22 protein-coding genes are annotated in these 23,012 nt (G+C 52.1%); 7 read left to right on the top strand and 15 right to left on the bottom strand.

All coding sequences use genetic code 11. From position 1 onward, the window contains the following. Positions 1-26: 26 nt before the first annotated feature. Positions 27-3,308, bottom strand: a complete 3,282-nt coding sequence (dnaE, locus tag IC804_RS05580; protein ID WP_029760611.1) for a DNA polymerase III subunit alpha — start codon at positions 3,306-3,308, stop codon at positions 27-29. 113 nt (positions 3,309-3,421) lie between these two features. Between dnaE and IC804_RS05585 the strand changes: the two genes are divergently transcribed. Beyond that, positions 3,422-3,763 carry a sporulation membrane protein YtrH gene (locus tag IC804_RS05585; RefSeq protein ID WP_008880866.1) on the top strand — a complete coding sequence of 114 codons (342 nt, stop codon included), beginning with the start codon at positions 3,422-3,424 and terminating at the stop codon, positions 3,761-3,763. Beyond that, positions 3,760-4,263 carry a sporulation membrane protein YtrI gene (ytrI, locus tag IC804_RS05590; RefSeq protein WP_008880867.1) on the top strand — a complete coding sequence of 168 codons (504 nt, stop codon included), beginning with the start codon at positions 3,760-3,762 and terminating at the stop codon, positions 4,261-4,263. Before IC804_RS05585 ends, ytrI begins: the two co-directional genes overlap by 4 nt. Before the next feature lie 125 nt (positions 4,264-4,388). Here the strand turns inward: ytrI and IC804_RS05595 are convergent, their stop codons facing one another. Next, positions 4,389-5,336 (bottom strand): DHH family phosphoesterase, encoded by a 948-nt coding sequence (locus tag IC804_RS05595; RefSeq protein WP_008880868.1) that lies wholly within the window; start codon positions 5,334-5,336, stop codon positions 4,389-4,391. Between the two features lie 100 nt (positions 5,337-5,436). Between IC804_RS05595 and IC804_RS05600 the strand changes: the two genes are divergently transcribed. Further along, on the top strand, positions 5,437-5,745 hold the full coding sequence (locus tag IC804_RS05600; protein WP_008880869.1) for a YtpI family protein: 309 nt from the start codon (positions 5,437-5,439) through the stop codon (positions 5,743-5,745). 185 nt (positions 5,746-5,930) lie between these two features. Here IC804_RS05600 and IC804_RS05605 read toward each other — a convergent pair whose 3' ends face one another. The 3 genes from IC804_RS05605 to IC804_RS05615 all read right to left on the bottom strand — a co-directional run bounded on the left by IC804_RS05605 (position 5,931) and on the right by IC804_RS05615 (position 8,743). Continuing rightward, the gene (locus tag IC804_RS05605) at positions 5,931-6,293 is read right to left on the bottom strand and encodes a nuclear transport factor 2 family protein (RefSeq protein ID WP_008880870.1); all 363 of its coding nucleotides are present in this window, start codon (positions 6,291-6,293) and stop codon (positions 5,931-5,933) included. Positions 6,294-6,493: 200 nt separating this feature from the next. Continuing rightward, positions 6,494-7,801, bottom strand: a complete 1,308-nt coding sequence (locus IC804_RS05610) for a CBS domain-containing protein (RefSeq protein ID WP_029760610.1) — start codon at positions 7,799-7,801, stop codon at positions 6,494-6,496. Positions 7,802-8,062: 261 nt separating this feature from the next. After that, positions 8,063-8,743: a metal-dependent hydrolase gene (locus IC804_RS05615; protein ID WP_008880872.1), complete on the bottom strand. Its 681-nt coding sequence runs from the start codon at positions 8,741-8,743 to the stop codon at positions 8,063-8,065. A 140-nt stretch (positions 8,744-8,883) separates the two neighbouring features. On the opposite strand from IC804_RS05615, the gene IC804_RS05620 reads away from it, so the two are divergent. Further along, the gene (locus tag IC804_RS05620) at positions 8,884-9,978 is read left to right on the top strand and encodes a M24 family metallopeptidase (protein ID WP_060476103.1); all 1,095 of its coding nucleotides are present in this window, start codon (positions 8,884-8,886) and stop codon (positions 9,976-9,978) included. A gap of 152 nt (positions 9,979-10,130) precedes the next feature. Here IC804_RS05620 and ald read toward each other — a convergent pair whose 3' ends face one another. The 3 genes from ald to IC804_RS05635 all read right to left on the bottom strand — a co-directional run bounded on the left by ald (position 10,131) and on the right by IC804_RS05635 (position 12,516). After that, the gene (gene ald, locus IC804_RS05625) at positions 10,131-11,246 is read right to left on the bottom strand and encodes an alanine dehydrogenase (protein ID WP_008880874.1); all 1,116 of its coding nucleotides are present in this window, start codon (positions 11,244-11,246) and stop codon (positions 10,131-10,133) included. Between the two features lie 91 nt (positions 11,247-11,337). Next, complete coding sequence (locus IC804_RS05630) at positions 11,338-12,102, bottom strand: SDR family oxidoreductase (RefSeq protein ID WP_011887965.1); 765 nt, start codon at positions 12,100-12,102, stop codon at positions 11,338-11,340. Between the two features lie 267 nt (positions 12,103-12,369). Beyond that, positions 12,370-12,516 (bottom strand): hypothetical protein, encoded by a 147-nt coding sequence (locus IC804_RS05635; protein ID WP_167526070.1) that lies wholly within the window; start codon positions 12,514-12,516, stop codon positions 12,370-12,372. A 108-nt stretch (positions 12,517-12,624) separates the two neighbouring features. On the opposite strand from IC804_RS05635, the gene IC804_RS05640 reads away from it, so the two are divergent. Continuing rightward, entirely contained in the window at positions 12,625-13,071 is a 447-nt protein-coding gene (locus tag IC804_RS05640; protein ID WP_029760607.1) for a universal stress protein, read from the top strand. Between the two features lie 85 nt (positions 13,072-13,156). Here the strand turns inward: IC804_RS05640 and argH are convergent, their stop codons facing one another. Together argH and IC804_RS05650 are read right to left on the bottom strand one after the other, a co-directional pair. Beyond that, complete coding sequence (gene argH / locus IC804_RS05645; RefSeq protein WP_029760606.1) at positions 13,157-14,536, bottom strand: argininosuccinate lyase; 1,380 nt, start codon at positions 14,534-14,536, stop codon at positions 13,157-13,159. Positions 14,537-14,585: 49 nt separating this feature from the next. After that, positions 14,586-15,806 (bottom strand): argininosuccinate synthase, encoded by a 1,221-nt coding sequence (locus IC804_RS05650; protein WP_008880880.1) that lies wholly within the window; start codon positions 15,804-15,806, stop codon positions 14,586-14,588. Between the two features lie 178 nt (positions 15,807-15,984). On the opposite strand from IC804_RS05650, the gene IC804_RS05655 reads away from it, so the two are divergent. Continuing rightward, on the top strand, positions 15,985-16,317 hold the full coding sequence (locus tag IC804_RS05655) for a hypothetical protein (protein WP_008880881.1): 333 nt from the start codon (positions 15,985-15,987) through the stop codon (positions 16,315-16,317). 627 nt (positions 16,318-16,944) lie between these two features. Here IC804_RS05655 and IC804_RS05660 read toward each other — a convergent pair. Beyond that, positions 16,945-17,118, bottom strand: coding sequence for a hypothetical protein (locus IC804_RS05660; protein ID WP_155121011.1), 174 nt, complete (start codon positions 17,116-17,118; stop codon positions 16,945-16,947). A 343-nt stretch (positions 17,119-17,461) separates the two neighbouring features. On the opposite strand from IC804_RS05660, the gene IC804_RS05665 reads away from it, so the two are divergent. Continuing rightward, the gene (locus IC804_RS05665) at positions 17,462-19,123 is read left to right on the top strand and encodes an acetate--CoA ligase (RefSeq protein ID WP_011887971.1); all 1,662 of its coding nucleotides are present in this window, start codon (positions 17,462-17,464) and stop codon (positions 19,121-19,123) included. A 42-nt stretch (positions 19,124-19,165) separates the two neighbouring features. Here the strand turns inward: IC804_RS05665 and IC804_RS05670 are convergent, their stop codons facing one another. The 4 genes from IC804_RS05670 to tpx all read right to left on the bottom strand — a co-directional run bounded on the left by IC804_RS05670 (position 19,166) and on the right by tpx (position 22,826). Then, a complete protein-coding gene (locus IC804_RS05670; RefSeq protein ID WP_008880884.1) occupies positions 19,166-19,678 on the bottom strand; it encodes a MogA/MoaB family molybdenum cofactor biosynthesis protein in 513 nt (170 codons plus the stop codon). Between the two features lie 150 nt (positions 19,679-19,828). Beyond that, on the bottom strand, positions 19,829-21,019 hold the full coding sequence (locus tag IC804_RS05675) for an acetate kinase (RefSeq protein ID WP_081157354.1): 1,191 nt from the start codon (positions 21,017-21,019) through the stop codon (positions 19,829-19,831). A gap of 196 nt (positions 21,020-21,215) precedes the next feature. Further along, the gene (locus tag IC804_RS05680) at positions 21,216-22,205 is read right to left on the bottom strand and encodes a class I SAM-dependent methyltransferase (protein WP_008880886.1); all 990 of its coding nucleotides are present in this window, start codon (positions 22,203-22,205) and stop codon (positions 21,216-21,218) included. A gap of 120 nt (positions 22,206-22,325) precedes the next feature. Continuing rightward, complete coding sequence (gene tpx / locus IC804_RS05685) at positions 22,326-22,826, bottom strand: thiol peroxidase (protein ID WP_008880887.1); 501 nt, start codon at positions 22,824-22,826, stop codon at positions 22,326-22,328. Positions 22,827-23,012 lie beyond the last annotated feature (186 nt).

Here is a 23,012-nt window from a genome sequence, read left to right on the forward strand (position 1 = left end):
AAAATAGCGAAATAGTAAAGGGCGATTTATTTAACAGCTAGGCGACGAGCGCCGAACAAGGCGATCAGTTCATCGATCAGCGGCGCGGTCAAAGCGACGCCATACCGCTCCGGCAGGCGGAGGAGCGACCGCTTCGTCTCATCGTACAAATAAACCGGAGTGCTGCCGCGATGCTGCTCAAGCAACAGCTTCAGCGCGGAAAGCCGAGATCTGTCTGCAAGGCTCGCATGAATGTACAGCGCCGACGCCGGCAGGCGTTCCGCCCGGCGGAGGACGAGCTGGCGCCGTCCGGCGCGCATGTCCACCGTTCCGGCGAGCAGCACAAAATTCCCTTCTTCAAGCTCACCAGCCGCACGGGCATAGACGGATGGGAAAGCGACCGCCTCCAATTCTCCACTTTCATCGCTCACCGTTATAAATGCCATTTCTTCTCCAAATTTCGTTCTCGTTTTCCGTAACTCGGCGATGCAGCCGCCAACAACGACCGGCGAACCGTGCACCTCAGCCGCAGGCACCGCCCGGACCGCTTGAAATAAAGGGCGGCAGACGGCGGCTGGATGCGGAGTGACAGCGAAGCCAAGCAGTTCTTTTTCCCGCTGCCGCCGCTCGGCCGGTGACAACGGCGGCGCATCCGCATATTTCGGCTTGAGCGACAGCCCTCCGGCTTCTAAATATGGCCGCATCAGTTGCACGTGTTCGATGGCGATCTCAATACTAGCCAAAAGTGAACCCCGCTCCTCACCCAACTCGTCAAACGCACCGGCGGAAATGAGCGCCTCGAGCGCCGAACGCGCCAACCCTTTTGGCAACAGACGAACGGCAAAATCAAAAAAGTCCGCAAACGGCCCGTTCTCCTTCCGCTCATCAATGATGAGCTTCGCCGCCGAGCCGACATGCTTCACCGTTGCCAATCCCGCACGGATCGCCTCCCCTTCAACGGCGAACCGGTAGCCGCTTCGATTGACCGACGGCGGCAAAAGTGCGATGCCTTTTCGCGCCGCCTCGTAGCTATAAAGCACCATTTTTTCCCGGTCACCGGAAGCGTTCGAGAGCATGACCGCATAAAAGCAAAGCGGATAATGGGCTTTTATATACGCCAACGCATACGACAGCAGCGTATAACTGACGGCATGGCTCCGGTTGAAACCGTAATCGGCAAAGCGAACGATTTGCCGGTACAACTCTTCGGCCATCGGCGCTGGATAGCCGTTCGCTACGCAGCCGGCCACAAACGCCTCCCGGTGTTCAGCGAGCAGCGCTTTTTCCTTTTTCGCCACCGCCCGCCGGAGCACATCCGCTTTGCCAAGCGAAAATCCAGCAATCCGGGCAGCGATTTGCATAATTTGTTCTTGATAAATGAGAACACCGTATGTCGGCGCTAAAATTGGCTCAAGGTCCGGATGGAGATACGAAATCGCCTCTTCGCCGCGCTTGCGCCGGATATAAGTAGGGATCATGTTCATCGGCCCCGGCCGGTACAGCGCATTGACGGCGACGATCTCTTCCAATGTCGACGGCCGCAATTCGGCAAGTACGCGCTTCATCCCGCTTGATTCAAGCTGAAAAACGCCGCTTGTATCCCCGGCACTAAGCAGGGCGTACGTTTTTTCATCATCAAGCGGCAACGTGCGCACATCAAACGGCTTTCCCGTCTGCCTTTCGATCAGGCGCACCATTTGCCCGAGCAGAGTCAACGTGCGCAAGCCGAGAAAGTCAATCTTCAATAAACCGAGTGCTTCCAATGCCCCCATGGCGTATTGCGTGAGCGGCCACTCGCCATGGCTCGGCTGCAGCGGCACATGACGCATAAGCGGATCTGGACTGATAATGACGCCTGCAGCATGGATGGACGTATGGCGTGGCAATCCTTCCAACTTTTTCGCGATCGTAAGCCATCGCTCTCCGTCAGGGAGGGCACGGAGCGCACGGCGGAAAGCAGCGGATTCACGATGCCATTGGCTGATGGTCACGCCTTGTTTGTTCGGCAACAGCGCCATAACTCGTTCCGCTTCGCGCCCAGAGACGCCAAGCACCTTCGCCGTCTCGCGGAGCGCCGCTTTGGCGCCGAACGTGCCGAACGTAATAATTTGCGCGACGTGATCACGCCCGTATGTTTCCACGACATAGCGAATCACTTCTTCACGGCGATCATCAGGGAAATCTAAGTCGATATCCGGCACCGACACCCGTTCCGGGTTTAAAAACCGTTCAAACAAGAGCCCGTATTCGATCGGATCGACATCGGTAATCGACAAAGCGTAGGCGACGAGCGATCCGGCCGCCGAACCGCGGCCCGGGCCGGTCAAAATGCCGCGTTGACGAGCGTAGGCGAGCACATCAGCGACGATCAAAAAATAGTCGCTAAACCGCATCGTTTGAATGATGTGCAGCTCATGCTCAAGCCGCTCCCGGTAGCGCGCATCCGCCGATGGCACGCGGCGGGCGAGCCCTTGTTCGCACAAGCGGCGCAAATAGCTATCCGCCGTCTCTCCGTCCGGCACCGGAAACTTCGGCAGCCGCCAGCGGCCGAACTCGATATGGAGCTCACACTGATTGGCGATATTCATACTGTTTTCAAGCGCCTCTGGCAAGTCGGCAAACCGGCGAGCCATCTCATCCGGCGCGGCTAAATACCGCTCATCCTCTTCCGGAATATGCGCAAGCGGCACACCGTCACCAATCGCCTCCAAGCAGCGCCATGCGAGCGCATCTTCGCGCTCAACGTAGCGAACCTCGTTCGTCGCAACCACCGGGACACCGGTCTCTTCAGCCAGCCTCAACAGCGCACTTTCATACGGAGCGCGCGTCCGCTCGCCGCGCTGGATGGCTATATATAAACAGCCGGCAAACAGCTGTCGATAGCGAAGCAACGTTTCTTTGGCCTGCGCAACTTCTCCGGCTGCGAGAAACGATTCAACCCGCCCGTTCAGCCCCGGAGTGATGGCAATGATTCCACCGCTCAAGCGGCGGAGGGCGGCTTCATGAACATGCTTTTCTTCCCCCATTTGAACCGCTGTGCTTATCTCAATTAAATGGCGGTATCCTTCCTCATTGGCCGCGAGCAAGACGAGCGGAAACGCCCCGCTGTCCCCGTCAAGGACAACATCAGCCATCATGCCGATGATCGGTCGGAGCCCGTGGCGCTGACACTCCCGATAAAACGGAATGGCACCATACAACACCTGATGGTCGGTGAGCGCTAAAGCCCGGTAGCCTAGCTGTTTTGCTTTTGCCACAAGCGCCTCGACCGTGGCCGTACTTTGAAACAAGCTATATCCGCTTAACACGTGCAAGTGGACGAACGTCATTGCCATCCCTCCTTCATCCGTACACTTTACGGGCGAAAACTTCTCTTTCAGCTACATACTCCGTCCAACTTGTTGATATACATAGTAAAAGAAAAGAAAGGGCGGGGAAACAGATGAACGAAAAAGTGGCCTTTTTGCCAGCGTTTATTCAAAGCTATTTCATCGCGGTCGGCGTGCTGCTCGGCGGCGCCATCATCGGCGCGCTCGGCGCTTTTTTGAGCGGCGGCCAGCCGCTGACAGCCATGTATCGGTTCGCCGGCGATTTGCGCATTTGGGCGGTGGTGGCCGCCATCGGCGGGACGTTTGATACGTTTTATGTCGTCGAGCGGGGGCTGTTTCTTGGGGAAACGAAAGACATCGTACGGCAATTTTTGTTGATTTTGTCTGCCATGGGCGGCGCGCAAACAGGGGTAGCGATCATTACGTGGCTGACGCAGGAGCACATTTCGCCATGAGAATTTCTCCGCATTACCAATCCCCATCATGGCAGCGCTTTTTCGCCGGCGCAGCGATCGGAGCGCTGATTAGTTGGTTTGTCTTTTTATATATTTTCGGCGTCCTGCAGGAAAAACAAGCGCGGCATGTCAACGAGCTCAATGAGCAGATTGCTGATTTACAAAATGAAATTCGCATTTGGCAAGAGGACTATATCCATTACAACAAAGAAATGAAAAAAAAGCTGACCGTACAAGACGTTTCCGTCCATCTCGCCAACGCTAAGCAGTACAAGCTTGACTCGTACACGACGTTTCGCATCGAAGACAGCGTCAAAGAAGACTTGTCCCATTTAATTACAAAGGACATTGAAACAGTGTACAACAGCCGTGATTTGATCAAACGGGCCATCGAAAACAAAACGTATACGATCCACGAAAAACCATACCGTCTTCAAATTCATACACTCACGATTTTCACCATCTTAGCGGTCGAAGTCAAATTAACGCCGCTCCCGTAATCAATCTCCTGGTGGCGCGCCATTGTCCGCCGGCGGCAAAAGAGGGTGTCCCCAAAGGTCGGGACACCTTTTCTCATGACCATATCGGCGCATATGGGCTTTTTCCGGAAGAACAACTCCTTCCTTTACCGCTCGGCCCGACAGACGGCTTTCACATCTTCAACAATACGGTCAGCTTCTTCCCATGAAGCGATGGAAGCACCGGCCGCAAGCGGATGGCCTCCGCCGCCGTACTGTTTGGCGACAACATTGATGATCGGTCCTTTTGACCGGAAGCGGACGCGAATCTCCTTCTCTTCCTCAATGAAAAACACCCAGGCAACAATGCCATCGATATTGCCGAGCAATCCGACAAGCTGCGACGCTTCAAGCGGAGCAACGCCGTACTCCTCAAGAAGCGCCCGCGGCATTTTCACCGCCGCCACTCCTTCGTCGATCGTGAAATTCGACAGCACGTAACCGCTCAAACGCGCGAGCGGCAAGCTTGTTCGATACAGCCCGTCATACAACTCTGAGAGCGAAAAGCCGTACGAAATGAGCTCCCCGGCGTAACGGAACGTTTTTTCACTCGTGCGCGGAAACAAAAAGCGGCCCGTATCCCCGACAATACCGGCGTAGATTAAGCGTGCCGCCTCCACCGTCATCGTCAGCCCGTGATCTTTCCCCGCCAAATAGAACTCGTAAATCATTTCGCTTGTCGAGCTGGCTGTGGTATCGACCCACATCATATCACCGTACGGCGTGTCGTTCGGGTGGTGGTCGATTTTGATGAGTTTCCGTCCAAGCCGGTAGCGGCCGTCACAAATCCGCTCCTCATTGGCCGTATCGCAGACGATCACAAGCGCCTGTTCATACACATCGTCGTCAATGACATCCATTTTCCGCAAAAATGACAATGACGGATCATCTGTCCCGACTGCATACACCCGTTTTTCCGGAAATGACGCTTGAAGCAGCGCCGCCAATCCACCTTGCGACCCGTACGCATCCGGATCTGGACGCACATGGCGGTGAATGATGATCGTGTCAAATTGGCGAATCGCATCTAAAATTTGTCGGCATTGTTCTCTCATCGTTCTTCCCCTTTTGGATTACCTGTCATTTTCAACCGCTGGCCTTTTTTTCCGTTTCTATGTACAATGGGAAAAGAAATGGACAACGGAGGGATCATCTATGCCAGCACTGGTTATTTTCATTATATTTTCCTTTTCGTTTTACGTCTATTATAAAATCCGCTATGTCCGTGCGCAGCGCCCGATGGAGCGCCAGTTTTACTCAGCAAAATCGAGCATGGCACTTGGATTGTTTGTCGCATTGTTCGGCATCAACCAACTGTTTTTGTATTCAACAACATTAACGTACATCATCTCCGCCATTTTTATCGCCTTAGGCTTGGGCAGCGCTTGGGCCGGCTACCGCGCTTACCGTCATTATTTGCCGCAGGCGGCGCAAGAGGCGGAAGAAGCGGCGAAACGGGGATAAAAATCAAGGAGTGCACCGCAGACAGCATGGTCTAGGCGTGCGCTCCTTTTTCTCAAAAAGGTCGATGGTTGTGCAAAATGAGCGAGTTTTTCCGTTTGCCCCTCTCACTGTGCTTTTGCTGCGATTGGTTCCATAGAGTGCGATGTTTTCATCAATCTAAAGCACGTGTTCGTTTCATCGGACGGCTACCACGATTGTATGATCGTTCCTTGATGGAAAAACATTTGCCATCTCCCATCTACCTGCTTCCAAATGGAACTGCGCAACGTATGTTGCCTTCTTGTTTCATCTTTGACACGATATGTTGTTAGCACCACATGTTCTGTTAAAGGGTGTATATGAAAATCATAAAGAGTCATTTCTGTTGCACTAAGTCCACCCTCGCCAACGAAATCTTTTTTATACCAGACATTCCCCGAACTTCCGAATTCAAAAAAATCATCTGCAAGCAGCTTTTCCAACTCTGCTGGTGTTGTGCGAATGTTCGGGTCTAACAATCGTTCCTCTAATTGCTGTAAATGCTCTTTTAAGGCGAAATGATTTTCCAATTTTTTACTCCTCTCCCCCGTCTTCCATCGGTGGCGCTAAATCGTTGAGATGCCTCACTCTAGGAGCAACAGCTCCTCTCCTTCATCCTCTGGCAACATACAAACCGATATCCTCGCCTTGCTTTGTGTCCTTTCTCAGAAGTAAAAAGGGATGGTCGAATCGTTGGCATCGCCTCATCCCCTTCGTTTGCCTTCACCGTCTATCGGTCGATCAGCTGGCACATCATCATCGCCTTGCCGACGATCGCCCCTTCATTATACACCTCGACATCTACTTTCCCGAATTTGCGCCCGAGTTCAAGCAACTTCGCCTTCACATCGACCGTGCTGTCGATTTGCACTGGCTTGATGAAGTAAATGGTTATGTTTTCCATCACTAAATCCCCGCGTTTGTACGCCCTCAGCATCCGTGCCGCCGCTTCGGTGACGATCGTCGTAAACACACCATACGAGAGCGTCCCTAAATAGCTTGTCATTTGCGGGGTGATCGCGCAGCGAAACAACGTCTCTTTGTCGCCTGACTCACGAAACTGGGCGGTGATGAGGTCTTCGATCGTCTCGCCGACTTGCGGCTGACGCTGTGCCATCTGCAGCGCTTTCAACACATCCTGTCGGCTAATAATCCCTTGCAGCCGGTGGTGATCATCCACAACCGGAAGAAGTTCGATCCCTTCCCACACCATAATGTGGGAAGCAAAAGCGACCGACGTTTTTCCATTCACCGTAATCGGCTGCTTCGTCATCACTTTTTCGATCGGCAGCTGGCGATCCATATCAAGTACGTCTTTCGCCGTCACAATCCCTTGTACTTTCCAATCGTCATCGACAACCGGGAAGCGGCTATGGCGCGTTTCCTTGTTTAATACATACCACCGCTCAATCGGGTCGTTGACGCGCAAGTACGCGGTTTTTTCCAGCGGGATAATAATATCCTCGACGAGCACAATTTCTTTTTTAATCAACTGGTCGTAAATGGCACGGTTGATCATCGTCGCCACGGTAAACGTATCGTAGCTCGTCGAGATGATCGGCAGCTGCCGCTCGTCGGCAAGTTTTTTGACGTGATCGGCCGTATCAAACCCTCCGGTGATGAGCACTGCCGCCCCAGCTTGAAGCGCCAGCTCATGCGCTTTTGTCCGGTTGCCGACAATCAACAAATCGCCCGCCCCGGTATAGCGCATCATCGCTTCCAGCTGCATCGCACCGATGACAAAGCGGTTGAGCGTCTTATACAATCCTTCTCTCCCGCCGAGCACTTGTCCGTCGACGATGTTAACAACTTCCGCATACGTCAACTTTTCAATGTTTTCCTTTCGCTTTTTCTCGATCCGAATCGTGCCGACGCGCTCAATCGTGCTCACATATCCTTTGTTTTCCGCATCCTTAATCGCTCGATACGCTGTGCCTTCGCTCACGCCCATTTCTTTGGCGATCTGGCGGACAGAAATTTTCTCGCCAATCGGCAACTGATGGATGTATTGCAAAATTTGCTCATGTTTTGTCGCCAACGGTCCTTCACCCTTTGCATATTGTTACTTTCATTATAACGGGCACAACGGCAGCGATTCAACGGGAAGGGGCTATGCGAAGGATGTGGCTCATCAAAAAACACAACCGGCAATCACCAATCACTCCAACCGCATCACCGCGCATCCACCCGTTTGACCAAAGGGGCATGTCGTCCTGTTGACAAAAAGAGAGGAAAGGTCAATTCCTTTCCCCTCAATGAACAGCGGCTAAAAGCGGTTTGTACTGCAAGGAACAGGCGGTTACAGCTCGATGCTTTCGCCCGGCTGCAAGGCGCGTCCGACGCCCGGCGGGAGAAGCGACACGAACTGTTGTGGATCTTGTGCGATCGGCGGGAACGTGTTGTAATGGATCGGCACGACCAGCTTCGCCCCAAGCCATTCGGCAGCCACCGCCGCATCTTCCGGTCCCATCGTGAAGCTGTCGCCGATCGGCAAAAACGCCACATCGATCGAATGACGCTCGCCGATCAGTTTCATGTCAGAAAACAGTCCGGTGTCACCGGCATGGTAGATCGTTTTGCCTTCGGCGGTGAACAAAATGCCAGTCGGCATGCCTAAATAAATGATTTGTTTGTCTTCTGTCACAAAGCCGGAGCTGTGAAATGCCTGTGTGAACTTCACCGTGCCAAAGTCAAATTCGCGCGCCCCACCGATGTTCATACCGAACGTCTCGACCCCTTGCCAGCTTAAATACGTCGCCAGCTCGAACGTCGCTACGACGAGCGCATTGTTCCGCTTCGCAATCTCGACCGTATCACCCACATGGTCGCCGTGCCCGTGCGTCAACAAAATGACGTCCGCTTTCACATCGGCTGCGTTCAAGTCGGTCGTTGTGTTGCCGGTGATGAACGGGTCGATCAAAATCGTTTTTCCGTTTGTTTCAATGCGAACAACTGAATGGCCATGGTAGCTGATTTTCATAGTCACATCTCTCCTTTCCACTTAAACATGGTTCGCCGCCGCGCGTTCATTTCCTTCTTTTCCCGCTTATCCATTTACAATTTGCCCGTTTCTTGGTACGCTCAAAATGAACGATAGCGAAAAAAGGAAGGAATGGAACGATGAATCAACGGCTGAAATCGTTATCATTATGGCTTCAACATCATGATGATTCATTTGCCTTCATCACGTCAAGCGCCAACGTCTTTTATTTAAGCGGATTTTGGTGCGACCCGCACGAGCGGCTGCTCGCGCTTCTCGTTTTTCCTGACGGCGAGCCCGTGCTCGTCTGCCCGCAAATGGAAACCGCCCGCGCCCGCCGGGCTGGTTGGGGGTATGCGGTGATCGGCTATGATGACAGCACCGACCCGTGGGAAGAAATTCACCGCCATCTGCAAGGACGAGCGATTAAAGCAAACACCATCGCCGTCGAGAAAAGCCATTTGTCATTCGCGCGTTTCGAGCGGCTTTCGGCGCTGTTTCCCAACGTCCAATGGCTCGACGCTGAAGAAACACTGCGTCAGCTTCGCCTTATCAAAGACGAGCAAGAAATGAAACGGTTGCGCCAGGCAGCCGAACTCGCCGACCGAGCGATTGAAATCGGCGTATCGGCCATCCGCCCCGGCGTAACAGAGCTCGAGCTCGTCGCTGTGATCGAATATGAACTGAAAAAGCTCGGCGTGGAAGGAATGTCGTTTCCGACAACCGTGCTGACAGGCGCGCGCACGGCCGATCCGCACGGCGTGCCGGGATCGGCAGCGGTCGCTTCGGGCGATTTCGTCTTATTCGATTTGGGAGTCATCGTTGACGGCTATTGTTCGGACATCACCCGCACTGTCGTCTGTCAAACGGCAAGCGACGAACAACGACTCATTTACGACACCGTCCTGCGCGCCCAACAAGCGGCGATTGATGCTTGCCGCCCGCAAACAGCTTTGGGCGCCATCGATCGCGCCGCCCGCAGCGTCATCGAACAGGCCGGCTATGGTCCGTACTTCACCCATCGCGTCGGCCACGGCTTAGGGATTGAGGTCCACGAACACCCATCCCTCCATGGCGCAAACGAAGAGCTTCTTGTCCCAGGGATGGTGTTTACAATCGAACCAGGCATTTACGTCCCCGCAATCGGCGGCGTGCGCATTGAGGATGACATCGCTGTCACCGACAGCGGGGGTCAGGTGCTGACATCGTTTTCAAAAGAACTGATCATCGTTTAACGTGCGGAGTTTAGAAACTGATTCTCTTGTCTAAACAGCGAAAGCTGCCCGCCGGCCTGCTGCAAGGCCGAGTTGGGCAGCTTTGCGGTTTATTGGCTTTGTTTCTTGCACCTTCTCCTTCGGGAATCACTGGGCGCCCCGCCACCATTTCATTACCCTAATACCTGATGAACATCCATATACGGCATATTGTGAGCCGCCGCTACCGCTTCGTACACGATGTGCCCGTCTAGCGTGTTGATTCCTTTTAACAATGCCGGATTGTCAAGACTCGCAGCGCGGTAGCCTTTGTTGGCGATCTGCAAGGCGTATGGGATCGTGACGTTCGTAAGCGCAAACGTCGAGGTGCGTGGGACAGCGCCCGGCATGTTGGCGACGGCGTAATGGACGATGCCGTGCTTGACGTATGTCGGGTTGTCATGCGTCGTCACTCGGTCGGTTGTTTCAAAAATGCCCCCTTGGTCGATCGCAATATCGACAAGTACCGAGCCTGGAGCCATCGAGCGAACCATCTCTTCGGTAACGAGCTTTGGCGCTTTCGCCCCCGGGATCAAGACCGCGCCGACGACCAAATCTGATTCGCGCACACATTCCGCGATATGGTATGGGTTGGACATTAACGTCGTCACATGGTCGCCAAACAAATCATCCAACTCACGCAGCCGATCGGCGTTGATGTCCAAAATCGTCACGTCCGCCCCGAGGCCGACGGCGATTTTTGCTGCGTTCGTCCCAGCCGTTCCCCCACCGATGATTGTCACTTTGCCGCGTCGCACTCCGGGTACACCGCCAAGCAAAATCCCTTTGCCGCCGTGCGGCTTCTCCAAAAACTGGGCACCGACTTGCACCGACATGCGGCCTGCGACTTCACTCATCGGGGTTAATAGCGGCAGGGAGCCATTCTCCAACTGCACCGTCTCATAGGCGATGCCGACGACTTTTTGTTCAACAAGCGCTTTTGTTAGCTCTTCGGCCGCTGCCAAATGCAAATACGTAAACAAAATCAACCCAGGCCGAAAATAACGGAATTCCTCAGGCAGCGGTTCTTTCACTTTCAACACCATCTCCGCCGCCCACGCATCTTCGGCGTTCGGTACGATCACCGCTCCGGCTTGTTCATATTCGGCATCTGAAAAGCCCGATCCGGCGCCGGCATTCGTTTCAACATAGACGTCATGCCCGGCTTTCACAAGCGTCATGACGCCAGCCGGTGTAATGGCGACACGGTTTTCATTATTTTTGATTTCTTTTGGAACGCCAATTTTCACCGTTCATTTTCCTCCTTTTTCCTTGCCACTTCCTCTTTTATTGTTCCCTGTTCAACCGGAAAGCAAACAGCAAAAGAAGACGGCATTGCGATCACCGGAAAAAGTGGCGATAGATGACGTTCGCTCCGCCGGTGACATCAATGACAGCGCCGGTGATGAAGTCCGAATCGTCTTCGCACAAAAAGGCGATGACACGAGCGATATCCTCTCCCGTCCCAGGCCGTCCGATGGGCGTTTCCTCATCACGCTTGGTGCGGGCATCTTGAATGTCCGCTTCTTTCATGTCGCCAACGATGTTGCCTGGACAGACCATGTTGGCGGTGATGCCGTATTCCGCCTCTTCGAGAGCGATCGTTTTCGTCAATGACACAAGCCCGACCTTCGCAGCGCCAAAGGCCGAACGATGCACCCATCCCGGGGCATCGGCCGCTCCTTGGAACCCATACGTAATGATGCGACCGAACCGTTGTTTCCGCATAATCGGAATCGTCCGCCTTACCAAATGGAACACCGAGCTCAAGTTGCCTTCCACCATCTCGTACCATTCATCTTCCGTATAATCGGCCAGCTTTTTCCGTTCAAAAATGTATGGTCCCGCGTTGTTAATGAGGAAATCAATGCGGCCGAACCGTTCCATGGCCGCGTCAACCAATGCCGCCAAATCGTCTTTGTTGGTCACATCGCCGCGCACAAATTGGAGACGATCGCTCGCGTCCTTATACCGTTCTTGAAGCAAGTGCACTGCCCGTTCATCGCTCCGGTAGTTAACCGTCACTGAATAACCTTTGTCCAGCAGCAGCTCCGTCACTTTTCGACCCAGCCCTTTCGCTCCAGCCGTGATTAAGGCGTGCCGCACTGTTCTCCCTCCTTGCCGCTATTCGCCTGTCTCATTTTTACTTTACTACAAACAGGAGAGAATTGGAACGCTCTGCCACCGACGTTTACGCTTAGAGAGGAGAGTGTCGGGAACACCCGTCCCACGGCAGGCTGTCAACCACGCCAGCCTCGTGCGCTCCACAGTGGGTGATGACGGATTCATCTCCCACTTATCCTCATGGGGTCGAAGTGAGGTCTTCCCGGGGCACGATGATAAAAAAATAACCATAGCGCGTTGTCGCTATGGTTATTCGCCGACTTCCCGGCGCGGGTCATAATACGATGCATCGTCATCATCAATCATACCGCTCTCATACGACTCAGTAATTTGCTGCGTAATCGTCCGTACTTCCTCCTCATCGTATGACCAGCCGTTGTACCGCTTTTCCATCATTTTTCCTCCTTGTTCACAAAATCGAAATATATGGTCTAGTTTCCCGCTAGAACGAGGAGGGTATACTACATATAGAAGTAACATTTATATCCAAGGGGAGTGGAGAACGTGACGACAACATACAAAACGATTGTCGTTGCTGTTGACGGCTCGAAAGAAGCAGAATGGGCGTTGAAAAAAGCGATCGAAATTGCGAAACGAAACAAAGCGAAGCTCATTTTATCCCATATTATCGATTTGCGCGGCTTTACGACTGTCGAGGCGCATGATTATTCTCTTGCCGAACGGTCGGAGCAGTACGCCAACGACCTGCTCGAACGTTATAAAAATGCGGTCATCGCCGCAGGACTCAACGACGTGGAGACCGACATTGAGTTTGGCTCGCCGAAAGTGAAAATCGCCAAGGACGTCGCTCCCAAATACAAAGCCGACTTAATCATTTGCGGGGCGACGGGTCTGAACGCAGTCGAGCGGTTCTTAATCGGCAGCGTATCGGAAAACATCGTCCGCTATGCAAAATGCGATGTGTTGGTCGTTCGGACACCAAAAGAATAGTGGTACGAACAAAACTCATGCACATAGAGAGAGAAAGAAACCGCACATGTTCCGGCCCTGTCCAAAAAAAGAGCACCCCGTCATGTTACAGGGTGCCTAGTCTCTCTTTCACTTTGGCGAGCGTCGCGCGCACTTCCGCAAAACCGGTTCCGCCGGCGCTGTTGCGGCGATTGACCGCCGTACGCGAATTCAACGCGTCATAAATGTCTTTTTCAAACAGCGGCGACGCTTCCTTATACACCTCAAGCGGCAAATCGGCCAAAAAAACGCCTTGTTCGATGCAATGCAAGACGAGCTTGCCGACGACCTCATGCGCTTCGCGGAACGGCATGCCTTTGGCCGCCAGATAATCGGCGAGCTCCGTAGCGTTCGAAAAGTCTTGTTTTGTCGCCTTCTCCATCGCATCCACGCGCACATTCATCGTCTCGATCATGCCGGTGAAAATTTTCAACGAACCGATGACCGTCTTCACCGTATCGAACATGCCTTCTTTATCTTCTTGCATATCTTTGTTGTAGGCAAGCGGCAGCCCTTTCATCACCGTCAACAAGGCCATTAGGTGCCCGTAGACCCGCCCGGTTTTGCCGCGGATAAGCTCGGCCATGTCCGGGTTTTTCTTTTGCGGCATGATGCTGCTGCCGGTCGCAAACGCGTCATCAAGCTCAACGAACTGAAACTCTTGGCTTGACCAAAGGATGAGCTCCTCCGCCAGCCGCGATAAGTGCATCATGAGCATCGAGCTGTTGCTTAGAAATTCGATGATAAAATCGCGATCGCTTACAGCATCTAAGCTGTTTTCGTAAATGCCTTCAAAACCAAGGAGCTCCGCCGTCCGCTGCCGGTTGATCGGGAACGTCGTGCCGGCGAGCGCCCCGGCGCCAAGCGGCGAGCGGTTGATCCGTTTCAGCGACTCGGAAAAGCGCTCATAGTCACGTTCTAACATCCACACATACGCAAGCAGATGATGGGCGAACGAAATCGGCTGCGCCCGCTGCAAATGCGTATACCCCGGCATGATCGTTTCGACATGCTTCTCGGCTTGAGACACAAGCGCCCGCTGCAGCCCGCGGATCAAGCTGAGAATCTCTTTGACGCGCTTGCGCAAGTATAGATGCATATCGGTCGCCACTTGGTCGTTCCGGCTCCGTCCGGTATGCAACTTGCCGCCGACTGAGCCGATGTCATCGATCAACATTTTTTCGATGTTTAAGTGAATGTCTTCATACGCGACCGAAAACTCCAGCTCTCCCCGCTTCGCTTTTTCGAGCAAGCGCAGAAGCCCGTCTTTTATTTTTTCGACGTCCTCGGCCGGCAAAATACCGCACTCGCCGAGCATCGTCACATGAGCGAGGCTGCCTTCAATATCTTCTTCAACGAGCTCTTGGTCGAACGGGATCGATGCGCCAAACTCATCGACCCATTCTTCCGCTGTTTTTGTAAATCGTCCACCCCAAAGCTTTTTCACACATCACGCCGCAGAGGAATGCGACTTCCTCCTTCCTTTTCCCGATGTTTTATTGACCCGTCGACACCGATGATTTGTTTTGCTTATTCACAATGCTGTTGACTTTCGTCGGCAAGCCGTACAGCGAAATGAAGCCAACGGCTGCTTGATGATCAAATTCGTCTTCTGAAGTATACGTTGCCAATTTTTCATCATAGAGCGAGAATGGCGATTTGCGCCCTTCGACGATCGCATGGCCTTTAAACAGCTTCACACGCACAACGCCGGTCACGTTTTTCTGCGTCTCTTTCAAAAACGCGACCAACGCATCTTTGAGCGGCGAGAACCAGAGGCCGTTGTAAATGACTTCGGCGATTTTTTGCTCGATGAGCGGCTTGAAATGGGCAACTTCCCGCACAAGCGTCAAGTCTTCCAACTCTTTATGCGCTTTGATCAATGTCATGGCGCCTGGGCATTCGTACACTTCACGCGACTTAATGCCAACAAGGCGATTCTCGACATGGTCGATGCGGCCGACACCATGCTTGCCGGCGATGGCGTTCAGCTCCAAAATCATCTGTGCAAGCGGGTACGCTTTCCCGTTTAGCGTCACCGGTACGCCTTGCTCAAAGCCGATCTCGATAACATCCGGCACGTCCGGCGCATTCTCAAGCGAAGCTGTCAGCTCGTACGCCTCTTCCGGTGGTGCAGCCCACGGATCTTCCAAAATGCCGCATTCGTTGCTGCGTCCCCATAAGTTTTGGTCGATCGAAAACGGGCTATCAAGGTCAACCGGGATCGGAATGCCGTGTTTTTTCGCGTATTCGATTTCTTCCTCACGCGACCAGCTCCATTCACGGACGGGCGCGATCACGTCCAAATCCGGATTCAATGCTTTGATTGACACTTCAAAGCGCACTTGGTCGTTCCCTTTCCCCGTGCAGCCGTGAGCCACTGCCACCGCGCCTTCAAGCTCGGCGATTTCCACCAATTTTTTCGCAATGAGCGGGCGGGACAGCGCCGAGACGAGCGGATATTTTCCTTCATACAGCGCGTTTGCTTGCAAGGCGATGAGCGCGTACTCGTTCGCAAACTCGTCTTTGACGTCGATGACGTACGATTTGATTGCTCCGACTTTGAGCGCTTTTTCTTTCACAAAATCGAGGTCTTTCCCTTCTCCAAGGTCCAAGCAGCACGCGATCACATCATACCCGCGCTCCTGCAACCACTTAATCGCCACCGATGTATCTAAACCGCCGGAATACGCCAGCACCAATTTTGGATTTGCCATGGTTGTTCCCCTTTCTTTTTCACATAAATATACTTAAACATAAATAAATATTCAATCTAATACACTATCACTTTATCAGCTTTCCAATGATTTTTCAATACTTATTCAAATAAAAGCATAAAAATTCGACTCCGAGCTGTCGTATGTTTTCGTATAATAGAAACAGGGAGGGGATAAGATGAACCGCCAATTTATCGATGACAAACGGCTCGGCATCCGCGTGCCGCAGTTGGACAAACGTTGGGAAGACTACAGCGCCGAAGAACAGGAAGCGATTTTGCTCGAGTGGGAAGCCATCCGTGGCTCCATCCCTGACCGCATCGCGACGCTGGAGCGGCAAATCAATGAAAAACAAGATGCGCTTAGCCACGAAGCCGATTTTGCGCGCTCGTGCCAGCTCAATGCTGACATCGCCGAACTCGCCTCGATTATCAACGATTTGTGGATTTGGTATCGCACCGTGCCATCCGTTTCATCACTCACAGAAGAAAAACAAGGTGAAAAACGGTGACATGCCCTCACGAATGAGTGCCAAGACCGTTTGGTGTTCTTTTAAAGACAGCAGACAAGCGTAACGGAAAGAGAAGTGAACAGATGTAGCGGATTTCGCTGCGCTGACAGAGAATACGTTGGTACAAATAAAATTTTAGTCATGCCTGAAAGACGAGGAGGAGTGCTCAAATTAGGGAACTCCTCTTCAGCGTTTTTATCCCACTCGCCAAGAGCCTATCAAAGTCCTTTCTACTATTTGAAGTTCTCCAGCATCAATGACGCCAAGAAACAGCGATTTTCATCAGCCTTCCATAGCAATCATATTAGTGGATCAAGAGCTTTTATGTATAAAAAATATAGCAAGCAACAATGGGAACATAGGATAAAACATCAGGCACTTGAACGCATTCTCCGCTCCGCTGAAATAATACGCAATCGGTAAAAATAATAAGGCACTACTTACCAAATGAATCGCCCTTTTTCTCAGCCCTCCCCAAATGAGAAGGAAAATTGAGGCTCCGATGAATAACCAAAATAGAAATCCCACCCAAAAAAAGCTCATTTCCCCATCCCCCGTCTCTCTAATTTTACTATATCATTGCCCGGTTTTGTGTGAAAATTCGGTTATCATTGCTCGTCTACCATTTCATTTGTTTTGATCGCTCCCTTTCACTTCACCATTTTCTAATTCCCTACCTGCAATACTAGCTCCGTTAACGATGACGTATTCTTTCTTATTGTCGGTGATTGCTACAATCGCTTGCTCAAATCCCTCATCATTTCCTTGATGACTTCCCTTCCAACGTCCTGACTGATCCATTCATCACTACCAAATCGGTAAGAACGCCGTTTTCTTTTCGCATCCTCCGATAAAAATCGGAGAATTTTTTTATCCTCGAAATCCAAGAGGAAGCAAAAGGAGGAGCTTCCAGCATCATCGCTCGAAATGTTGCTTATGCAAAAAAGGAACGAGCCACTAGGGACACCAGCCAAGAAATGAATACCACCCTCATTGGTTCTGCCAAGTTCAGCACCCTAACACAAATTGTTCCTAAACAGATTCTCTTATTACTATCGGTGTTATCTAACAATAATATATTGAATTTTATACATTTTTCTATTATTATTAATTTAAGTCTTTTTCAAACAACGGAGGGATCAAGATGGTTAACAACGTATCACCAGTCTCACTCATCCAATCGTTTTCCTGGGATCACGTATTTGCTCATTATGATGGAGATCCCCACAGCCGATTCAACGTCGCCCATGAAGTATGCGACCGCTATGCCAATGATCCGAATCGCATTGCGCTCTTTTATGAAAACGCTTTAGGAGAGCAGAAAACGATCACGTATCGACAATTACGCGATTGGTCCAACCAAATGGCGAATGTGTTCCGCAAACTAGGAGTGAAAAAAGGGGATCGCGTCTGCGCGCTCATGCCGAAAAACCCTGCGCTTGTCGTTTATATTTTGGCAGCTTGGAAAGTCGGCGCCGTGTACGTGCCGCTCTTTACCGCGTTTGGCCCACAGGCGATCGAATATCGCATCAACCATGCCGAGGCGAAAGTGATTTTGACGAACAAGGAACAACGCGCCAAACTACCGGCAAAGGAAAAAATGCCGACTCTCGAACACATTTTTGTCGTCGATGATGAGCGCGAAGATAGCCAAGATTCCCCATTTTGGAAAACGCTTTCGAAAGAATCGACCGAGCACTCGCTCGAAGAAACGACGGCCGATGATCTGCTTGCCATCCAATATACGTCCGGATCGACTGGAATGCCAAAAGGCACCATGTGGCCGCATAACGTGCTGATCAATATTTATCCATACATGCGCTATGCCATCGATTTGCGGGATGATGATGTCTTTTTCGGTGGGGCCGACCCAGGTTGGGCGTACGGGTTGATTTTCTGCACCTTTGCCCCGATGGCGTTTGGGGTGCCGATCGTCTTTTATGAGGGACCGTTTAAACCAGAAACATGCTATTCACTGATGGAAAAATACGGCGTCACGAACTTTGCGTACGCTCCGACCGCCTACCGGGCGATGGCCGCAGCCGGTGCCGATGTCATCGGCCGCTATCACCTGAAAGTGCGCGCGATGAGCTCAGCCGGCGAGCCGCTCAATCCGGAAGTCATTCGCTTTTTCCAAGAGCACTTAGGTGTCACGATCCACGACCATTATGGCTTATCGGAAACGTTGATGCTGATTGGAAATCTCAACGCTGCTGCGATGGACATCCGCCCGGGCTCGATGGGGTGCCCGCTTCCGGGCTTTGACATCGCCTTGCTCGGTGAAGATGGAACCCCGGTCGCTGACGGCGAAGTTGGGCAAATTGCCTTTAACATCGATTCCATTCCGAACGTCTTTAAAGGATATTGGAAAGATCCTGAAAAGACAGCCGAACGGCTTGTCGGCCGGTGGTTTTTGACCGGTGACTTGGCGAACAAAGACGAAGACGGGTATTTTTGGTTCCAAGGGCGGGCTGACGATATCATCTCAAGCGCCGGCTACCGCATCGGACCGTTCGAAATTGAAAGCTGCCTCCTTGAGCATCCAGCCGTCGTCGAAGCAGCCGCCGTCGGCAAACCGGATCCTATTAAAGGGGAAATCGTCAAAGCGTTTGTCGTGCTGAAAGAGGGCTATGCTCCATCGGACGAGCTGGCCGAAGAGCTGTCATTGTTCGTCAAAACACGCTTATCGAAGCACGAATACCCGCGCGAAGTCGAATTTGTCACCGAACTTCCGAAAACGCCGAGCGGAAAAATCCAGCGGTTTATCCTTCGCAATCAAGAAAGGGAAAAACAGAAAAACGTGTGATTAAACTTCGTGTCCGTTCTTACCGAACGGACACGTTTTCCTTTACCGGTCTTTTCGAATCTCCCTCATGACATGTCCAAGTTCCGGCAAGATGAGCTTCGTCATCGCAAGGCGCACCGCTCCGGTTGAGCCAGGAGTGCAAAAGATGGCGGTATCCATCGCCACACCGGCGATGGCGCGCGACAGCATCGCCGCCGAGCCAATGTCTTCCGTATAACTTAAAAAGCGGAACAATTCGCCAAAGCCGACGATCTCCTTCTCGAGCAGCGCACTCACCGTTTCGATCGTCACGTCGCGCTTGGCGATGCCAGTGCCGCCGTTTGTGAGCACTGCGTCGACATCAGTGCGACGGCAGCCGTCGAGCACCGCCTCGCGAATGGCGGCTTCCTCATCTTTCACAATGTCATAGCCAACAACGTCATGCCCCGCCTCGGTCAGCAACTCGATCATCAGCCGGCCGCTCCGGTCGGTTTCTTCCGTTCTCGTATCGCTGATCGTCACGACTTTGCAGCGGACGGTTTTCGGGGCTTCTTGCTTATGTTCGATCGTGCTCATCGTTCGTCTCTCCTTCGCTTATCGTCTTCATCCATAAGTATAGCAAAAAACAGCAGGTATCCTGCCAAACGCTTCGACCAACGAAAAAGCGGCTCCCTCCTAGAAGCTAGGAGAGAGCCGCTTCATTTTATTTTGCGCTATCCGGCTCTATTACAAATGCGCCAACCGCATCACATCACGGGCAATCATAACCTCTTCGTTCGTCGGGATGACGAGCACTTTCACCGGCGAGTGCGGGTAGCTGATGAACGCTTCTTTGCCGCGCACTTTGTTTAATGCCGGATCCCAGTAAACCCCCATGAATTCGAGACCGCGCAACACTTTCGCGCGCACGACATCACTGTTTTCGCCGATGCCGGCGGTGAAAATGATGGCGTCGACACCGCACATGCGCGCAGCATACGAACCGATATATTTATGAATTCGGCTAGCAAACACTTCAAGCGCCAGCTCTGCCCGTTCATTCCCTTCCGATGCCGCTTTTTCGAGGTCGCGCAAGTCGCTTGAAAGGCCAGATAAGCCGAGCATGCCGCTTCGTTTGTTCAGCACTTCAATCACTTCATCCGCCGTCATTCCCGTTTTCTCCATAATATACGGGATAAGCGCCGGGTCGATGTTACCAGAACGCGTTCCCATCGCTACGCCCGCTAATGGAGTGAAGCCCATCGACGTGTCAATCGATTTTCCTGCTTCCACCGCCGCGATGCTCGCGCCGTTTCCTAAATGGCACGAGATGAGGCGCAGCTGTTCGATCGGCCGGCCGAGCAATTCGGCGGCACGATGGGTGACGTATTTATGCGACGTGCCGTGGAATCCATATTTTCGAATACCGAATTTCGTATAATACTCATACGGCAAGCTATACAAAAATGACTGTTCTGGCATCGTTTGGTGGAACGCCGTATCAAACACGGCCACCGCCGGCACATTCGGCAACACTTCCTGGAACGCCCGAATGCCAACGAGGTTGGCTGGATTATGGAGCGGGGCGAGCTCGGAAACTTCCTCGATTTGTTTCATGACTTCATCGGTAATTAACACGGAGTCGCTGAACTTCTCCCCGCCGTGAACGACACGATGGCCAATGCCGTCGATTTCCTCAAACGACCGAATAATGCCGTAGCGAATCAATTTATCCAACAGCATTTTCACCGCCACGGCATGGTTCGGGATGGCGATCACTTCCTGTTGTTTTTCCCCGTTCACAACAATGGTGAAAATCGCGTCGTCAAAACCGATGCGCTCGACGACCCCTTTCGTCAACACCGTTTCCGCCGGCATCTCAAACAATTGGAATTTCAACGATGAACTACCTGCGTTAATGGCTAACACTTTCGCCATATATCCAAACAGCTCCTTTTTACGAAATCCGATCGCACCTATCTTTAGTGTGCGCGCTTGGGCGCTATTTCACTATGCCTTTTTCATTGTATGCCCCCCTTGTTTTTCTTTCAAGCGCTTCCCCCTTCAGTAATCGGTTGCAACAAAAAGTTTTTATGTTGCGAAAAATGAAAACGGCCTCCCTTTTTGGAGGCCGTCAACTTCCCTTCTCGTTGGCGATCCACGCCTCGATTTTTTCCATCATTGCCTGCATCGCCGTCTTGTTCGAAAAGCGCGGCAGCTCGGCAAGCAGCACGTTTTTTGGCGGCTTGGCCATCGGTCCTTTCTTTTGCAAAATAAATACACTTTTCGCTGCTTGTTCATGTTTAAACATCGACAACGGCAACTGCAGCACGCCTTGGACGATGGCCGTCTCTTTTAGAAACTGGTTCAGCTGTTCTGCTTGCGGGCTCGAAAATAACGTATTAGGAATAAGGAAAAACAAATAACCGCCGTCTTTTGTGTACCGCAAGCTTTGTTCAATCAACAAATGGTGCGCGTATGACTGCCCTTCTTCCGCTTTTAGAGCAAAACGAGACGCATTGTCATCATCCGGGTAATAGCCGACCGGCAAATCACAGACGATGACGTCGGCCGGTTCGACAAAAAGAGGGCGTAAGCTGTCTTGGTTAAACAGCTGCAGCGAGTGTTTTTGCAAGTTCGCGTTGACATACGCGAGTTTGACGAGCAAGTCGTCCACATCGACGCCATAACTTTTCACCTGTTTGCCACTAAGACCGTTGAGCACCGCCGTCAATAAATTCGCCGTGCCAACGGCCGGGTCAAGGATGGTAAGCGCCAAATGCGGGCGTGTAAACCGACGGACTAAATACGCCAAAAATAAACTGACCGCATCCGGGGTCATTTGGTGGTGCGGCTGGATATGTTGGCGCATCCCTTTTAAGACGGCGAGCTGGAACGCCTTGCGGATTTCCTCATTTTGAAACCGGTCGAGCATGAGTTCGCGATATTGTTTTTTCAACCGTTTAGCATTTAATTCACTCACTTCGTCTTGCAACACGTCGCCGTGAAACAAATTTTCTCCTGTTTCGGCGACCGCTTCTAAATACGTGCATTGCAATTCTTCCTGCAAAATATGAGCTGTTTCATCCAATACAGTGAACAGCCGCTCAACTGGCGTCATCATTCCGTATATCCCACCTTTCTGGCCATTTCCTTTTGCTATTGTACGCCGGATTCCCCCTGTGCGGCAAGAAAAGCGTCGGCAGGAAAGAAAAGACCCCGAACGGATCGGGGCCTTTTTCCATTATTTCGCTGCTTTTGCTGCTTCAATCGCGGCTTCGTAGTTCGGATGGTTCGTCACTTCCGGCACGTATTCTACGTACGTCACCGTATCATTGCTGTCGATGACAAACACCGCGCGGGCGAGCAAGCGCAGTTCTTTGATCAAGACGCCGTACGCTTGTCCGAACGAAACGTCGCGATGGTCGGACAATACTTGGACGTTGTCAATGCCGGCAGCGCCGCACCACCGTTTTTGTGCAAACGGCAAATCGACGCTGATGGTTAACACTTTCACATTGTCAAGCTTCGCCGCTTCTTCGTTAAATCGGCGCGTCTGCGCATCACAAACCCCAGTGTCAAGCGACGGAACGACGCTGATTAAGCGGACGTGTCCTTTCGTATCGGCGAGCGTTACTTCTTGCAAGTTTTGGTCAAGCACCGTAAAATCCGGCGCCTTGTCACCGACGTTCACTTCGTTTCCGACGAGCGTGACCGGATTTCCTTTAAACGTCACATTAGCCATCATTTCTCTCCCCTTAAGAAAAAATATGTACTATTTCCATATTAGAACACGGAAAAGATTTTTGCAATCGTTTTGCCTTCGCTAGAAAGTTAATTTGAATGAACATTCAAAAAATAGTTTGTAGCATCTGATGAAACAACAGAGACTGTTGTTTTCGGTTTCCACAACTTAGAAAAAGCGCCGGAC

Source organism: Geobacillus sp. 47C-IIb, from assembly GCF_014679705.1.
GTDB lineage: Bacteria > Bacillota > Bacilli > Bacillales > Anoxybacillaceae > Geobacillus > Geobacillus thermodenitrificans.

Excerpts from the sequence above, each read along its gene's own strand:
- IC804_RS05665 (WP_011887971.1), top strand. The coding sequence starts at position 17,462 with ATGGTTAACAACGTATCACCAGTCTCACTCATCCAATCGTTTTCCTGG.
- IC804_RS05660 (WP_155121011.1), bottom strand. The coding sequence starts at position 17,118 with ATGGATCAGTCAGGACGTTGGAAGGGAAGTCATCAAGGAAATGATGAG.
- dnaE (WP_029760611.1), bottom strand. The coding sequence starts at position 3,308 with ATGACGTTCGTCCACTTGCACGTGTTAAGCGGATATAGCTTGTTTCAA.
- IC804_RS05680 (WP_008880886.1), bottom strand. The coding sequence starts at position 22,205 with ATGATGACGCCAGTTGAGCGGCTGTTCACTGTATTGGATGAAACAGCT.
- IC804_RS05595 (WP_008880868.1), bottom strand. The coding sequence starts at position 5,336 with ATGAGAGAACAATGCCGACAAATTTTAGATGCGATTCGCCAATTTGAC.
- ytrI (WP_008880867.1), top strand. The coding sequence starts at position 3,760 with ATGAGAATTTCTCCGCATTACCAATCCCCATCATGGCAGCGCTTTTTC.
- IC804_RS05635 (WP_167526070.1), bottom strand. The coding sequence starts at position 12,516 with ATGATGGAAAAGCGGTACAACGGCTGGTCATACGATGAGGAGGAAGTA.
- IC804_RS05675 (WP_081157354.1), bottom strand. The coding sequence starts at position 21,019 with ATGGCGAAAGTGTTAGCCATTAACGCAGGTAGTTCATCGTTGAAATTC.
- IC804_RS05615 (WP_008880872.1), bottom strand. The coding sequence starts at position 8,743 with ATGAAAATCAGCTACCATGGCCATTCAGTTGTTCGCATTGAAACAAAC.
- IC804_RS05670 (WP_008880884.1), bottom strand. The coding sequence starts at position 19,678 with ATGAGCACGATCGAACATAAGCAAGAAGCCCCGAAAACCGTCCGCTGC.
- tpx (WP_008880887.1), bottom strand. The coding sequence starts at position 22,826 with ATGGCTAATGTGACGTTTAAAGGAAATCCGGTCACGCTCGTCGGAAAC.
- IC804_RS05585 (WP_008880866.1), top strand. The coding sequence starts at position 3,422 with ATGAACGAAAAAGTGGCCTTTTTGCCAGCGTTTATTCAAAGCTATTTC.
- IC804_RS05655 (WP_008880881.1), top strand. The coding sequence starts at position 15,985 with ATGAACCGCCAATTTATCGATGACAAACGGCTCGGCATCCGCGTGCCG.
- IC804_RS05620 (WP_060476103.1), top strand. The coding sequence starts at position 8,884 with ATGAATCAACGGCTGAAATCGTTATCATTATGGCTTCAACATCATGAT.
- IC804_RS05650 (WP_008880880.1), bottom strand. The coding sequence starts at position 15,806 with ATGGCAAATCCAAAATTGGTGCTGGCGTATTCCGGCGGTTTAGATACA.
- IC804_RS05600 (WP_008880869.1), top strand. The coding sequence starts at position 5,437 with ATGCCAGCACTGGTTATTTTCATTATATTTTCCTTTTCGTTTTACGTC.